15 protein-coding genes and 1 pseudogene are annotated in these 15029 nt (G+C 45.7%); 10 read left to right on the forward strand and 6 right to left on the reverse strand.

The window, feature by feature from the left end:
* The first annotated feature begins 1 nt into the window (after window position 1).
* The 4 genes and pseudogenes from glgP to FU659_RS06830 all read left to right on the forward strand — a co-directional run bounded on the left by glgP (window position 2) and on the right by FU659_RS06830 (window position 4270).
* Window positions 2–2146: an alpha-glucan family phosphorylase gene (glgP, locus tag FU659_RS06820; RefSeq protein ID WP_261807659.1), complete on the forward strand. Its 2145-nt coding sequence runs from the start codon at window positions 2–4 to the stop codon at window positions 2144–2146.
* A complete protein-coding gene (locus FU659_RS36885) occupies window positions 2122–2610 on the forward strand; it encodes a hypothetical protein (protein ID WP_261807660.1) in 489 nt (162 codons plus the stop codon). Before glgP ends, FU659_RS36885 begins: the two co-directional genes overlap by 25 nt.
* A 125-nt stretch (window positions 2611–2735) precedes the next feature.
* Entirely contained in the window at window positions 2736–3410 is a 675-nt protein-coding gene (locus FU659_RS06825) for a PilZ domain-containing protein (RefSeq protein ID WP_147946868.1), read from the forward strand.
* Between the two features lie 48 nt (window positions 3411–3458).
* Window positions 3459–4270 (forward strand): annotated as a pseudogene (locus tag FU659_RS06830) (NAD kinase).
* Between the two features lie 192 nt (window positions 4271–4462).
* Here FU659_RS06830 and FU659_RS06835 read toward each other — a convergent pair.
* Both FU659_RS06835 and lipA read right to left on the reverse strand, forming a co-directional pair.
* On the reverse strand, window positions 4463–4777 hold the full coding sequence (locus FU659_RS06835; protein ID WP_147946869.1) for a YutD family protein: 315 nt from the start codon (window positions 4775–4777) through the stop codon (window positions 4463–4465).
* A gap of 45 nt (window positions 4778–4822) precedes the next feature.
* Window positions 4823–5782, reverse strand: coding sequence for a lipoyl synthase (gene lipA / locus FU659_RS06840; protein WP_315971282.1), 960 nt, complete (start codon window positions 5780–5782; stop codon window positions 4823–4825).
* A gap of 73 nt (window positions 5783–5855) precedes the next feature.
* Here lipA and larE point away from each other — a divergent pair, with 73 nt between their 5' ends.
* Genes larE through larC form a run of 3 tightly spaced genes read left to right on the forward strand, consistent with a single transcriptional unit; the run spans window position 5856 to window position 8525 of the window.
* Window positions 5856–6704, forward strand: a complete 849-nt coding sequence (larE, locus tag FU659_RS06845; protein WP_147946870.1) for an ATP-dependent sacrificial sulfur transferase LarE — start codon at window positions 5856–5858, stop codon at window positions 6702–6704.
* Entirely contained in the window at window positions 6701–7474 is a 774-nt protein-coding gene (gene larB, locus FU659_RS06850) for a nickel pincer cofactor biosynthesis protein LarB (protein WP_147946871.1), read from the forward strand. The genes larE and larB overlap by 4 nt, the downstream gene beginning before the upstream one ends.
* 10 nt (window positions 7475–7484) lie before the next feature.
* Window positions 7485–8525, forward strand: coding sequence for a nickel pincer cofactor biosynthesis protein LarC (gene larC / locus FU659_RS06855; RefSeq protein WP_147946872.1), 1041 nt, complete (start codon window positions 7485–7487; stop codon window positions 8523–8525).
* Between the two features lie 24 nt (window positions 8526–8549).
* On the opposite strand, the gene larC2 is transcribed toward larC, so the two are convergent.
* Entirely contained in the window at window positions 8550–9104 is a 555-nt protein-coding gene (gene larC2 / locus FU659_RS06860; RefSeq protein WP_315971283.1) for a nickel pincer cofactor biosynthesis protein LarC2, read from the reverse strand.
* A 50-nt stretch (window positions 9105–9154) separates the two neighbouring features.
* On the opposite strand from larC2, the gene FU659_RS06865 reads away from it, so the two are divergent.
* Window positions 9155–10207: a M23 family metallopeptidase gene (locus FU659_RS06865; RefSeq protein ID WP_147946873.1), complete on the forward strand. Its 1053-nt coding sequence runs from the start codon at window positions 9155–9157 to the stop codon at window positions 10205–10207.
* A 10-nt stretch (window positions 10208–10217) separates the two neighbouring features.
* On the opposite strand, the gene yunB is transcribed toward FU659_RS06865, so the two are convergent.
* The 3 genes from yunB to FU659_RS06880 all read right to left on the reverse strand — a co-directional run bounded on the left by yunB (window position 10218) and on the right by FU659_RS06880 (window position 12730).
* Window positions 10218–11015, reverse strand: coding sequence for a sporulation protein YunB (gene yunB / locus FU659_RS06870; RefSeq protein WP_261807661.1), 798 nt, complete (start codon window positions 11013–11015; stop codon window positions 10218–10220).
* A 216-nt stretch (window positions 11016–11231) separates the two neighbouring features.
* Complete coding sequence (locus FU659_RS06875; protein WP_187273961.1) at window positions 11232–11744, reverse strand: hypothetical protein; 513 nt, start codon at window positions 11742–11744, stop codon at window positions 11232–11234.
* A gap of 86 nt (window positions 11745–11830) precedes the next feature.
* Window positions 11831–12730, reverse strand: a complete 900-nt coding sequence (locus FU659_RS06880; RefSeq protein WP_147946874.1) for a LysR substrate-binding domain-containing protein — start codon at window positions 12728–12730, stop codon at window positions 11831–11833.
* A 172-nt stretch (window positions 12731–12902) separates the two neighbouring features.
* Here FU659_RS06880 and FU659_RS06885 point away from each other — a divergent pair, with 172 nt between their 5' ends.
* Window positions 12903–13868, forward strand: coding sequence for an ABC transporter ATP-binding protein (locus FU659_RS06885; RefSeq protein WP_147946875.1), 966 nt, complete (start codon window positions 12903–12905; stop codon window positions 13866–13868).
* Between the two features lie 39 nt (window positions 13869–13907).
* Window positions 13908–15005, forward strand: a complete 1098-nt coding sequence (locus FU659_RS06890; protein ID WP_147946876.1) for an ABC transporter substrate-binding protein — start codon at window positions 13908–13910, stop codon at window positions 15003–15005.
* Window positions 15006–15029 lie beyond the last annotated feature (24 nt).

The raw sequence follows: 15029 nt of genomic DNA on the forward strand, positions 1-15029 counted from the left end.
TATGGGTATTCAATTTGATGCTGATCATCATAAAGGGAGAGAATATGTCAATATGCAACAAGCAACCTATCTTCAGGATAAGAAACTTTTGCCTCCAAATATAAACCGTCTTTCCGACCTAGCTTATAATCTTTGGTTTAGTTGGAACCATGATGCGTTGGAGCTATTTGCACGAATCGATCCAGTTCAGTGGAAGCAATCCGGACATAATCCTGTTCGTCTTCTTCATGAGGCCAGCGAGAGTCAACTGCAGCAACTTAGCGAAGATCCGGACTTTCTTCAATCCTATCAGCAAGTAATTGCTCAGTTTGACGACTATTTAAATGGCTCTACATGGTTTCGAGAAAAACACGCCGATCGAGACTACGTACAAATTGCTTATTTCTCAGCAGAATTCGGTTTCCATGAATCTTTGCCGATTTACTCAGGTGGATTAGGTATTCTGGCAGGCGACCACGCCAAATCAGCAAGCGATTTGGGGATCCCTTTAGTAGGCGTCGGACTCCTCTATAAAAAAGGGTATTTCACACAAAAGATCGATGCATCGGGCAGTCAACAAAGCGAACATTTTCAATATGATTTCACCAAGCTGCCGATCCAACCCGTACTTCAAGACGATCATCAGCTTACAATATCCATAGATATGCCCGGACGAACGATCACCTTGCAAATATGGCGTGTCCATGTAGGCAGGAATATCATTTACTTGCTGGATGCCGACCATGAAGCGAATCAACAAGCTGATAAAGACTTAACGGCACAGCTTTACGGCGGCAATCAAGATACGCGTATTGCCCAGGAAATCGTTCTTGGCATTGGCGGCGTTAAGGCGCTTCGCGCCATTCACTATTATCCCAATGTGTATCACATTAACGAAGGCCATGCCGCCTTTCTTACGCTGGAACGGCTCAAGGAGCTCTTACAACTGGGTCTGCCGTTTCATGTGGCTGTGGAAACCATTAGATCAGCTACTGTTTTTACCACCCATACTCCCGTACCGGCAGGTCATGATACGTTCTCCATACAGATGGTTGAACACTATCTGAGCCCCATGCTCCAGGAGCTATCTCGTTACAAACAAGATATAATAGCGCTTGGTCTTGATCATCACACAGGCCAATTCAATATGACCTACCTGGCTATGAATACGGCTGGCATGCGCAATGGTGTCAGCAAGCTGCACGGGCAAGTATCCAGAGAAATGTTCAAAGAGTTCCATGGCCATCTGGATGCGAACGAAGTTCCGATCAGTTCCATCACCAATGGCGTCCACTTAGACACCTGGACAGCTCCGCAATGGAAGGAGCTGCTGGAGCGTTTTCTTCCCGGAACATGGAAAGTGGAGCAGGCCAATAAGCATCAATGGCAGCAGATTGAAGTCATTCCGGATGAATCCATTTGGAAAGTTCACCAGCACTTAAAGGATGCTCTGATTCGCTACGCACGCCACAATCTCATGGAGCAGCGAAGACGTAATAGCGAGTCTGAGGAAAGAATAGAAGAAGTTAGACAATACTTGAATCCAAAAGCTTTGACGATCGGATTCGCAAGGAGGTTCGCTACGTACAAGCGGGCAAATCTCATTTTTAACGATTTGTACCGTCTCAAGAAAATAGTGAATGATCCAGAGCGTCCCGTTCAATTTATTTTTGCCGGTAAAGCCCATCCCGCTGATTACCCGGGTCAAGAACTGATTCGCGAGATTTACCGGGTTTCACAAATGAAGGAGTTTCTTGGGAAAATTGTGATTTTAGAAAACTACGACATTACGATGGCACGTTTTTTAGTGCAAGGTGTAGATGTCTGGTTAAATAATCCGCGGAGACCTTTGGAAGCAAGCGGAACGAGTGGACAAAAAGCAGCCATGAACGGTGTGCTGAATTTCAGCGTGCTGGATGGTTGGTGGGAAGAAGGCTATAACGGAACGAATGGTTGGGCTATAGGATCTACAGGAAATGCGGATTGGGCAACGCAAGAAAAAGAAAATACGGAATCCATTTATCAAACCCTGCAAAAGGAGATTATTCCCCTTTTCTACAATCAGGGAGATCTTCCTCATCAGTGGATTAGCCGCATGAAGCGTTCATTCAATCACTTAGTCCCGTTTTTAACACACATCGGATGGTACAGGATTACACAGAGCTAACTTATTTACCGACAGCTGAACGTGCTCGACTGTTTGTTGACCATCATTACGATGTCGCGACTAAAGTTGCTGATTATAAGCGTTTCATCCGCAACAATTGGTATCATGTCAAGATTATTGGCGTTGATGACCGAACTTCCGACTTGTGTACCGAGCCTGCGCCTGACGGGATGAAGCCAACAACCAAGGAAATAACAGCACAAGTCCTGTTTGGTCCCATCTGGCCGCAAGATGCCGCGGTTGAGGTCCTCTTTTACGAAGAAAATGAGGGGCCATGGCGGCAAGTTATTGTTCCCATGGAGCCCTTTGGTGAGCTTATTGATCAAACACAAAGTTATAAAGCTAACATTCCGGCACATCTTGCTCATGGTCCGCACTTTTCAATCCGTGTGCGCCCCATCTCATCTAACTTTGCCCACTCTTTTGAACTTTCCTTGATCACAAGCACGAATACATCAGAGTAATATGCCAATTTCATCTATTAAGCCCCTTTTGGGGCTTTTCTTATTGTCGTTAATAAATTATGATGAAGGGTGAAGGCACGTAACGTTTATGGTTGTGAATGCAAATCTAACCACTTGGTGATGCTATGGATTGGAATAAGGCGCTAGAACTGGCATTTATCGCTCCAAAAAAGGAATGTCATTTGATCATCGTCGGAGAATCAAAGGATGGGCAGCCTTTTTGCTATGAAGAAAATTTTCTCATAGACCAAATTGGTGAAACCTCGTTTATTGTTTCATTAGAACTGCCAGGTTTGTTTCCTTTTGAGAAGCTCGAACATGTCTCATTAGTTGAATTTTCATTTCGAACCCGTGGAATTTTATATTATGCCTATGTGGATTTCATCCATTTGGAACTGAAAAAGTCACTTGGTTACCTGACATTGTCCCTTCCAGAAGAGATTCTTCATCACCAGAAGAGACAGTTTAACCGAACTAAGCTTTCGCTGCGTACACCAATCACACTGCAAATTGTGGGTATTCGCGGGATTTCAGCACGGAAAGGTGTGGCCTTTGCCGGACAATTGCTCGATATTAGCGCTGGGGGTCTTTCATTCTTAACGACTAATCGGCTTTTTTATCCTTTATTTCTGGAATTCAGTTTTATTCTCCCCCATCTTCCCCATCCCATTACTGCATATGGCGAAATAGTCAGAGTAACTAATTTCAGTAATGACTCCTACCGAGTGGCCGCTGAATTCCGACATACGCCTGATTCGATACTGCAAGAAATTGATAAATATTGCTCAATGAACAGCTAGCGATAGCCTTTTATTTTCGCTGGAGCATAACGCTTAGGAGGAAAAGAATTGAAATACAATGTCATTGAACGAGGGGATGAAATCTCCAAGGATTTGACCGAGCGGTTTCACTCTCTCGCTGCTCAACATGGTATGCCAAGGGATGAAAAGCATCCCGACATTGTCCTCTCGATTGGCGGGGACGGCACTATGCTGCAAGCCTTTCATCAATATGTGGATCAACTGGAGAAGATCGCTTTCGTAGGTATTCATACCGGCCATTTAGGCTTCTTTGCAGACTGGAAACAAACGAATTGGATGATCTCGCCTCTTTAATGTTTCATGTGACGAAACCGGATGATCTGCACATTGTGCAATATCCACTTGTTGAAATAGAAATCACAACGCAAACTGGTGTCGAAACGCATTTAGCATTGAATGAATTTACGATCAGAGGCATCGAAGTTTCCTTAGTTGCTCAATTGCATGTTAATAATGAAATGTTTGAAATGTTCCGTGGGGATGGCATTTGTATCTCTTCACCTGCAGGCAGCACCGCTTATAACAAAAGCTTGGGAGGGGCTATGGTTCATCCTTCCTTGGAGGCCATTCAAATTGCTGAAATCGCGTCGATTAATAATCGCGTTTATCGTACTTTGGGGTCCTCGATGATTTTGCCTAATCATCATCATTGTGACATTTACCCCAAGGCTCATCAAAATATGCTGCTCTCTCTAGATCATCTGTACATGCAGCGTGATGATGTTGTTTCTATCCGCTGCCGTGTTGCGCCGGGTGTGAAAGTCAAATTTGCACGATTCCGCCCCTTTCCTTTCTGGAATCGCGTCCGTGAAGCCTTCGTCGGTTTAGAAGTGAAATGAGAAAACCTCTATCGAGGCCATTCAATGATGAGCGACCTAATATAGGGATCTTTGGTTTTCGACCAGATCCCTATATTAGGTTTTATCGCCAATAAGAAAGCCGTTTTCGGGAACCGAAAACTTATACTTTCTTATGTGGAAAACAAAAATGCCCTTTTCCACAATGTGGACAGGGCATTTTGTTATAAAAAGCTATGTTGTCGTTCCAACAGCTTCATTCGGTGCCTGCTGCTTGGCATTGACCTTTTCGATAATGAAGTAGGCACAACCAAAATTACAGTATTCATTCAGGTAATCTTGGAGTGCTGCTATTGAGGATTCTTTCGTTGCTTTAGGATGTATTTCCTTAAAAAATCCCCTCAGCCTGAGTTGGCTGTATCCCCAATCTCCGACAATATAATCGTAGCGTTCAAGCACTTCGCTAAAGCGGTCTCGGAAAACTTCAAAATTCCAACCATTTTTATGGTCCGTAACGAGCTCGTATGTTTTATTGGCAATATGGATCATGATATGAGGAAGCACTCCTTTCTAAGATCCGGTTGGGGTTATAGACTAGGCATTCGTTGCAGCTTTGACCTGCTCATGGGCATGGTACGAACTTCTGACCAATGGCCCAGATTCCACATGCTTGAAGCCGCGTTTCATGCCTTCCTCTTTGAGAAGGGCAAACTGTTCAGGCGTGTAATACTTACTTACAGCCAAATGTTTCGTTGTCGGCTGAAGATACTGTCCAATCGTCATGATGTCGCAATTTACGGCGCGTAGATCTTCCATCGTTTGCAGCAACTCGTCCCACTCCTCACCAACACCAATCATAACGCTGGATTTGGTTGGAATGTTAGGGGCCATTTGTTTGGACCGCTCGAGGAGCTCAAGAGAACGTCGATACTTCGCTTTGGAGCGTACGCGGTCAGACATGCGTTCAACCGTTTCCATATTATGATTCAAGATATCGGGCTTTGCTTCAAGTACGGTACGCAGTGAAGCTTCGCGGCCCAAGAAATCAGGAATTAACACTTCCACGGTGCACATTGGCATTTTACGGCGAATGGCTTTGATCGTTTCAGCGAATATCATTGCGCCTCCGTCTTCCAGATCATCTCTGGCAACGGACGTTACAACACAATGCCGAAGACCCATTTGCAAGGCTGCATCCGCCACACGTTCCGGCTCTTGTAAGTCCAACTCCGTAGGGAGTCCGGTTGTAACCGCGCAGAAACGACATGCTCTTGTACAAATATCGCCTAATATCATAAAGGTTGCTGTCCGATTTGCCCAGCATTCGTGTATGTTCGGACATCTGGCTTCTTCACACACTGTATGGAGCGTTTTGGAACGCATCATGGATTTAATTTCTTTAAAATTTTCGTCAGTCTTCAAATTAATCTTTAGCCAATCTGGTTTTCTTTCAAGAGGTTTCGTAGGCACCTGTGAATCCCGCCTTTTTGTTGGTTTCTCATTGTTGTTATTATAACATGAATGACTGACAAAACAATCCACTTTACCTGTCACTTATGTTACACTAAACAAGATGAACCAAAGCAGCTAACTAATCTACATAAAGGCTGTATGGGAGGGAAAAATCATGAGTATAACAGAATCAACACGCGAGAAAGACCGTAAGCTTGGAGAAATACTTCGAGAAATGGGACGTGTTCTAATTGCTTTCTCTGGAGGCGTGGACAGCACATTCGTTCTCAAACGTGCTAAACAGGAGCTCGGAGACCAAGTATTAGCCGTCACCGCAGCATCCGAAACATTTCCTTCACGGGAATTCGATGCAGCCGTTGAACTAGCCGAACAAATTGGAGTCCCACTGTACAAGACAGAGGTCAAAGAGCTGGAAAACGCAAATTTCGTCGCCAACAATCCAGATCGCTGTTACCATTGTAAAACAGGACTTTATTCACATTTGCAAGACTTAGCCAAAGAACTCGGCTACCCTTATATTCTTGATGGCTCAAATATGGATGATCTCGGCGACTATAGACCTGGTCTCCAGGCAAAAAATGAACAAGGGGTTCGCAGTACTTTGCAAGAATCGGGCATGACCAAAGATGAGATAAGGCAGCTTTCCAAAGAGCTTGGTCTGCGGACTTGGAATAAACCGTCTTTTGCTTGTCTTTCATCTCGCATTCCTTATGGAACTCAAATTGAGAAGTGGAAAATCGATCAACTGGATGAAGGCGAGTATTTCCTCTCTCAGCTTGGTCTATACCAAGTACGCGTGCGTCACCATGAAAAAATCGCCCGCATCGAGGTTATGCCGGATGAAATTCACAAAGTAGTCGAACACCGCGACGCGATTTATGAGAAGTTCAGCAAGCTCGGCTTCACTTATGTAACGCTGGATTTGCAGGGATACAGAACGGGCAGTATGAATGAAGTACTGTCTAAGGAAACCAAAGAAAAGGTGAAAGAAGCATCCTTATGATGGACTTGGAGAAAATCTTAAAGCTCGTCCAGGCTGGCGACCTGGACGTAGAAGAAGCAAAAAGGCAAATCATCAAGGATGGCGGCGAAGGCCCCGCAAACCTTGATCTTGGATTTGCACAACTCGACGTCGAGCGCGAGAAGCGCACTGGCTTCCCCGAAGTGATCTACGGGGAAGGCAAGACCGCCGAGCAGCTCGAGGCGATCTTCCGGCGGCTGACGGAGCATACCGACCGTGTGCTCGCCACACGTGTCGACGCTGCCAAAGCCGCCCATGTTGTCGCTGCCGTGGATGGTGTCACCTACCACGAAACTGCACGCTCGCTGACCTGGTTCAAGCGACCGATGCTTAAAGTCCACGACGGCTATATTGCCGTCGTGTGCGCAGGCACCTCCGACCTCCCTGTGGCGGAGGAGGCGGCCCTTACGGCGGAATGCCTGGGCAGCCACGTCGAACGGGTGTATGACGTAGGCGTGGCCGGCATTCACCGGCTGTTCCGCCGACTCGAGCTCATTCGCGGTGCTAACGCGATTGTGGTCGTAGCCGGCATGGAAGGCGCGCTGGCCAGCGTCGTTGGCGGGCTTGTGGCCAAGCCGATCATCGCGGTGCCAACGAGCATTGGGTACGGCGCGAATCTGGCAGGAATTGCGCCCCTGTTGTCGATGTTAAATGCCTGTTCACCGGGTATTTCCGTCGTCAACATCGACAACGGCTTCGGAGCAGGCTACTATGCAGGGCTCATTAACAAAAATATGTCGAAACGAGCGTGAGATTCTCACTATGCGTATTTTATATTTGGATTGCTTTTCCGGGATAAGTGGCGATATGACTCTGGGCGCTTTGGTGGATGCCGGGGCAGATCGAGCCTATATAGAAGAAGAGCTTACCAAAATTAAGCTGGAGCCTTACGATTTGGTATGGAAACGAGTAGTGAAGCGTGGCATTTCAGCTATGAAGCTGGATGTCATCTTAGACCCGGAACATCCTCCCAAGCATCATCGTCACTACTCGGAAATAGTGAAGGTCATTCAGTCGGCAGGATTCAATGAACGTGTGACTGCTCTTAGTTTAGCCATCTTTGCTAAGATTGGCGTGGCAGAAGCTAAAATCCATGATATTCCAATTGACAAGGTGCATTTCCACGAGGTTGGGGCTATTGATTCCATCGTTGATATCGTAGGCGTTGCACTCGCCATTGACTCGCTGCAAATCGAGCGTATTATTGCTTCACCCGTGCCTTTAGGCTCCGGAACCATCCATATCGATCATGGTATCTATCCTGTTCCTGCTCCGGCAACGCTGGAGATGATGCGCGGTTTACCAATTGCTTCAACAAATTATAATTTAGAGATGACAACTCCAACCGGAGCCGGTATTATTTCGGGCATTGTGGACGAGTTCTCTAAAAGCTTGCCTCCTATGATCGTTGATACCATTGGTTATGGAGCAGGTGCAAGAGATCTGCCTAACCAACCCAATGTACTCCGCGTCGTCGTGGGTAAAGTTGATCCGTATATTGGCAAATGGCAAGTGACGCATGAATATCTCGCACATGAGCATACGCACACCCCTGCCTCAGATGATCATCACCACCATCATGCCGATGATCATGCACACGGCGATCATCACCACCATCATGCCGATGACCATGCACACGGCGATCATCACCACCATCATGAAGATGACCATGCACATGGCGATCATCACCACCATCATGAAGATGACCATGCACATGGCGATCATTCGCATAATGATCATCATAGTCACCACAGTCATCCAGAGCCTCATGTTGGCTCTGACCAAACCAGAACCCATCCGTAAACCAACAAAACGCCTCTTCCTTCATCAGGAGGAGGCGTTTTGCTGGTTTTGTTGCGCAAACTGGATTCGCACTTCTTCATAAACCTGTTTAAGAGGAATTCCTTGCAGCTTGGCAACTTGCTCGCATTGCTTAAATTCAGGTGCATACTGGACCAGCTTTCCATTATGGTAGCCTACTTTTACCGTTAAAAGTCCCCACTGTGTTTGCACTTGCTCGAACGTTCTAGCCAACCTGTGACAAGATGCATGCAGATATCGAATACCTAGTGTTGTGGTTTCACTGAAAATAACGTCCTCGATTACGGACAGATGCTTATCCTCGACTAGCACATTCAGCATGATGCCAGGTCGGCCTTTTTTCATAATAATGGGGATAACAAAAACATCATTTGCGCCAACTTCAAAGAGCTTGTCCATAATATAAGACATCCACTCGGGATTCATATCATCCAGGTTGGCTTGAATTAACAGCATATCGTCATCCACATGTTCTTCGCGATGATTAAAGTTCAATGCTCCCACCTCTTTACTCGCATCATAGCAAAAAATACGGAGCAGTGAAAGTGATCGCATAAACATGCCCGCAACAGCGCATCCTAAGAACTAACATTCTAGGAAGGATGATAGAGATGACTAACCAACCTCTTTGGCCGAGGGTTCTTGTGCTTGGCTTTCTCCTATCCGTAACCGAATCAGCACTTCCCTCGGGAAGTGCTGCCGTACACGCCAATGCATCTGATCAACAAGTTGCCCATGCTCCTTCTAAGTCTATGAGAAACCTTTATGAGGAGCGCAAAGATCTTTTCGAAAAAACGAGCACATTATCCGGGATTCCATGGACTTATTATGCCGCAGTGGACCAGTATGAGCGAACAATGACAATCGCTAAAAAAAGGCCGGCCCATAAAGGATTAATCAGTATTTACTTCCCTGAGTCCGAATGGGCCGGAATGATGAATCCCGATCAACAGGACACTAATCCTTCGACGATTAGCGTGTTCCACGGTTATGGGCGCGACGGTTCCGGAGACGGAATTGCCGATCGAAATAATGATCTGGATATACTCGCTTCAATCACCTATTTGATGAGTAAAACGGGCATAAAAGAAGAAAACTTACAAGTGAATTTATGGAATTTTTATCAAAATTCTCGCAGCGTTGAACGCATTAAACAGTTTGCCACGATTTATGGCGCATTTCATACACTCGATCTTGAGGAACATGCCTTCCCACTCCCTACTAGCGCGGATTACTCTTACCGAAGTACATGGGGAGATAATCGCGGCTGGGGCGGACATCGTTCTCATGAAGGCACGGATTTATTTGCCCGTTACGGCGTACCTGTTCGCAGCACTTGCTACGGTATTATCGAAGTAAAAGGATGGAATCCTTACGGAGGCTGGCGAATTGGCATCCGAGATGTCAATAATATTTATCATTATTACGCTCATCTTTCCGCATTTCAAAAAGGAATCAAAGAAAATGTCATTGTAAAGCCTGGGCAAATCATTGGTTGGGTAGGCAGCTCAGGATATGGAAAACCCGGGACATCCGGAAAGTTTCCTCCTCATCTGCATTTCGGGCTCTACCGCGATAACGGGCTAACAGAGTGGAGCTTTGACCCTTATCCCTCCCTGCGCAAATGGGAGCGTGAGGATCTAAGCAAAAAGAAAAAACCATAGGCCACTTTCTTTAATGGGGCGGCTGTATTTGTAATTTTTTCTCTTGCGTGATAGATCCTTCTCCTTTGGACGAAGATGTGGAACCAACACTGGGCACTGTAGGTATCGTTAAACCCGGTGGTCCGGCATCTTTATTACTGCCCACAGGGTTACCTTTGTTGTCGTAATAATAGGTGGGTACGTCGCCAACGACCAGAGAATATGAAATTGGAATTTCTGTTTCGACAATTTCAGTGTCTGAATCGAATGGAATAATGACAGATACCTCGGCAATGATTTTTACATACACTTCAAACATCACCATGTTAATGCCTGCATTCTGCGTCCGTGTATTTAGATCTACCTTTACAATGCCGACAGGAAGCAGTTTTATTGGAATATCAGGACCAAAGGATGAGAGAATAGCACTATTCAACGCCTGCCCTACCGGAATATGCTCCGATATGCCTTGTAACCGACCTAATTCATTTTGTACGGTTTTGATGGTATCGGAAGTAATACGCATATGCTCGTTGTAATTAAGCATAAAGCCATTGATTTTCCCATTTTTATCTATTTTCCAATCAATCAGTTGTTCCGCATTTGTGTTATCCGCCACATGATCGGCAATGGCGCTATTAATGGCTTGGGTTGCAATCTGTTTAATACGTACTTTAGCCAAATTCATCAGTGGAGATCGCAAATTCCGTTCCATAAAAATAAATAATTGCACCACAAATAAAAAAACGATGAGAAGACTGATGAACACCATCTTCTTTCGGCTTGTTTTACCTGTTGGCCTGCTTCTCCAACGACGCCTTTGCAGCATCTGATTCCCTCCCCCAGCCACCTGCTTTAGTTTACCTTATGCGAACATGTCCTGAAAAAGAAGAAGCGTTGTCTTCTGCATGTTCATCGTTTCAAACCAAAACAAACAGCGCGCACCGAGTAAATATCGGCACGCGCTGGATGACTTCCTTCAACAAACTCACTTCAAGCTTAATAAACCCTATTGTTTTTGTTTTTGTTTTTGTCGGAGCTGAGATCACTGAAGAGGGGCATAGCGCTCCATGATCAGGCTTGTTTTGAGCACATCGGATTCAACTAGCCAGCCCTTATTGCGAAGCAGGTTGATTAAATCCGTGCGAACGCTGGTCGCTTCAGTCAAGCTATCTGTTTTGAACGAAGCTTCGACAATGTCTTCTGTGCCTGTTTTGGATGCATTCAGAATGGTCCAAACTTCAATATCCAGCTCCAGATCTTCATAAGTTCCGTTATATCTCTTGAAATCAATAGGCCCATAAATGACAGCGTTATTCAGCTGCGTTATTCCCCAGCCTGTACTTGTCCAATTCTTAAAATTACTTGGCGCATTTGCCACCGAAGTTGAGCGTGAAGCTGCCAGATTCGGCGCATTCAACCCGCTGCCGCTGTAGCCTGAAATCGTTGCATCCTTTTCATACTGAACACTTAGCGTTTGTTTGCCTAATGTCCAATCCACTTGAAATTCGAACCCGAACGCCGAGCTGTCCAGACCATCGCCCGCTGCCGTTGTCAAAGCTCCATGATTTTGGCTTACAAGCTAGAGATTAATGCACTAATGTCATTGGATTGTCAGCTAGGTATGTGTTTTTTGTAAATCAACTACAGCGTACGAACGGAGTCACGTAAATACTCAAAGAAGCTATCGAAAAAGGAGGAACGAATGCGATCCTCATTATAGGTGAAGTAGATGTACCGTTTAAATGGATTTTGCGGGATCGGTCGATACGTTAATTCACCTCGCTGCACCTCTTTGGCAATCGCAAGCTTGGAAATCACAGACACACTATCTCCGGTCAGAACTGCTTGCTTAATGGCCTCAAGCGAGTCCATTTCCATGACAGGCTTTATGTCCACATTCAAATTCTTCGCCCATTTTAGCGTCATCGTCCGTGTGCTCGATTCCTGGCCGTGTAAAATAAACGGAATATCTTTAAGAAGCTCCGGATACAAGGTATCTCGTCTAGCCAGACGATGCTGAGGACCGAAAAAGAAAACGAGCTCGTCTTCACATAGCGTTTCCCCAATAAGAGGCGCCCATTGGAAAGGCTCAGCCGACATGACGCCAACATCGATTTCGTGATTCAACAGCATTTCTTTAATAACAGGAGATGTCCTTACTGTAAGAGATATGGAAATATGAGGGAATCGTTTGGAAAATGCACTGAGAATGCTCGGAAGCATATAGGTTCCCGGTACGTAGCTGGCTCCGATCTTAAGATGCCCGCTCCCTCGCTCGTCAAACTCCTTAACCACTCGCTCTGCTTCTTGCGCCAACGCATTAATCTTCTTGGCATAATGATTCAACGATTGCCCTGCTTCTGTCAGATGAACCTTGCCTGCTTTGGAAACAAATAATCCCACACCCAAATCCTGCTCCATGCTTTTCATATGAAATGAAACCGTTGGCTGCTTGAGTCCCAATTGCTCAGCCACTGACGTAATCCGTTTATGTTTATCCAACAATTCAATAATTTGAAGTTTGACCAAATTCCAATTCATTCTCATCGTTCCCTTCATGGATAAGTTGCTATTGCCATTATTATAGAAAAATCTATGAACAATAATAGATTACCAATAAAAACTTAACAAAAGCTTTACGTTACGTTGACACTCTGCTAATCGTGAGTCCCTAAACTAAAGTGGAGTTCTTAAGAATGGAAGGAAACCTAAGATGTCCTTACAACTTCGTGGTATTAATAAATCATTTGGTTCCGCACCAGCGCTGCAAGCCATCGATCTATCTCTGGCGAAAGGAAGGTTCACCACCCTGCTTGGTCCATCAGGCTGCGGGAAAACAACCCTCCTGCGAATGATAGCCGGTCTCGAATCGCCGGACGAAGGCGAGATTCATCTCGGAGATGTCTGCCTGTTCTCCAGAAGTCAGAGGATTAACCGCGCTGTTCATCAACGAAATTTTGGCATGGTGTTTCAAGACTTTGCATTATGGCCGCACCTGACTGTACTTGAAAACGTAGCCTTTGGACTCAAGGCCAAAGGGGACACAACAAATTGGCGGCAAAGAGCGATGGAAGCCATTGAGTTAGTCCAACTGCACGGTAAAGAAAAGCGATACCCTCATGAGTTATCCGGCGGTCAGCAGCAGCGCGTTGCGCTTGCTCGTGCCATCGTTGTTCGTCCACAGCTTGTCCTGTTCGACGAGCCGATGAGTGCCTTGGATGCTTTGCTGCGTGACGAAATGCGGCTGGAGCTCATGAATCTCGTGCGCAGCATCGGTTTCACCGTTGTTTATGTTACGCATGACCAAACCGAAGCGATGTCAATGTCGGACGAAATCGTTGTTATGAGAGAGGGCCGCATTTTACAAAAAGGTACGCCTGAGACGATTTACCAAAAACCTAGTCATCCCTTTACAGCACACTTTATCGGTAAAACCAATTGGTTGGACAAAGACAAGCGACTCATTCGTCCAGAACATGTTAGATGGGTATCACATGCAGCAGATGACCTCGCTTATGAAGGTGTAGTAAGAAGCGTCAGCTACATGGGGGAACGTTACGAGATCAGTGTCGATCTTGGGCAGCAAGACATATGGATGGCCTACCATCATGAGCGTAAAGCCATTGGAGACAAGGTGCAGCTGTATATCTCGCAAAAGCACATACACGAATTAGATTAAACAACACCACAATATGAAGATGAAAAGAGGGCTTATACCATGAAAATCAAAATGAAAAAAGCTTTGCAAATGAATACGTTAGCTTTAATGTCCATCTTAGTTGGCGTTAGCTTAACAGGCTGTGGAACGACCAGCAAAACTTCCACTGCCAGTCCTTCAGCCGCTGCTCCTGCTGCTTCAACCGCAACAGCTTCTGCTGCCCCAACACCCGAAGCCAAGAAGCTTAGCGGCAAGCTTGTCGTGTACAGCGCAGGCCCCAGTGACCTTGCTGTTAAAATCCAAAAAGGCTTTCAAGCCAAAACCGGCGTAGAAGTTGAAATGTTCCAAGGGACTACCGGTAAAATTCTGGCCCGTATGGAAGCAGAAAAAGCGAACCCGGTTGTCGATGTTGTCGTGCTGGCCTCCCTTCCTTCGGCCATCGGTATGACAAAAAGCGGCTTGACGATGCCTTATAAAGAAGCAAAAAATGCGGACAAGCTGATACCGGCTTACTCCGATAAAGATGGCAACTACTTCAGTTACAGCCTATCTGCTCTAGGTATTGCTTATAATACAAAAACCGTTACAAACCCTCCTAAAGAGTGGAGTGATTTAACAAAACCGGAATGGAAAGATAAGGTTAATATTCCCGATCCTGCTCAATCCGGCTCCGCACTTGATTTCATGACAGGCTACACGAATAAAAATGGCGATGCTGCTTGGGATTTATTCAATAAAGTAAAAGCCAATGGCGCAATTATTGCCGGCGCCAATCAAGAAGCTATGGACCCTGTGATCTCCGGTGCTAAAAGTATCGTTATGGCAAGCGTAGACTACATGACTTACGCATCCAAAGCCAAGGGTGAGCCTATTGATTTAATCTACCCAGCTAGCGGTACAGTGATTTCTCCACGACCTGCCATGATTATGAAAACAACTAAAAATCAAGACAGCGCCAAAGCATTCATCGAATACTTATTGTCTGACGAAGCTCAAAAGCTAGTAACAGACGCCTACCTTCTGTCTGGTCGCAGTGATGTGCAGGTGCCGGGAAGAACCAACGCCAAAGATATCCCAGCTATTGCGGTGGATTGGAATTGGATGAACGATAATCAAGCTGCGGTAACGCAAAAATTCACGCAATTATTTAAAAAGTAAGCTCCGGATGGGGATGACAACCTG

Origin of the sequence: Paenibacillus sp. N3.4 (assembly GCF_008017805.1) — a bacterium.
Classification (GTDB): domain Bacteria; phylum Bacillota; class Bacilli; order Paenibacillales; family NBRC-103111; genus Paenibacillus_E.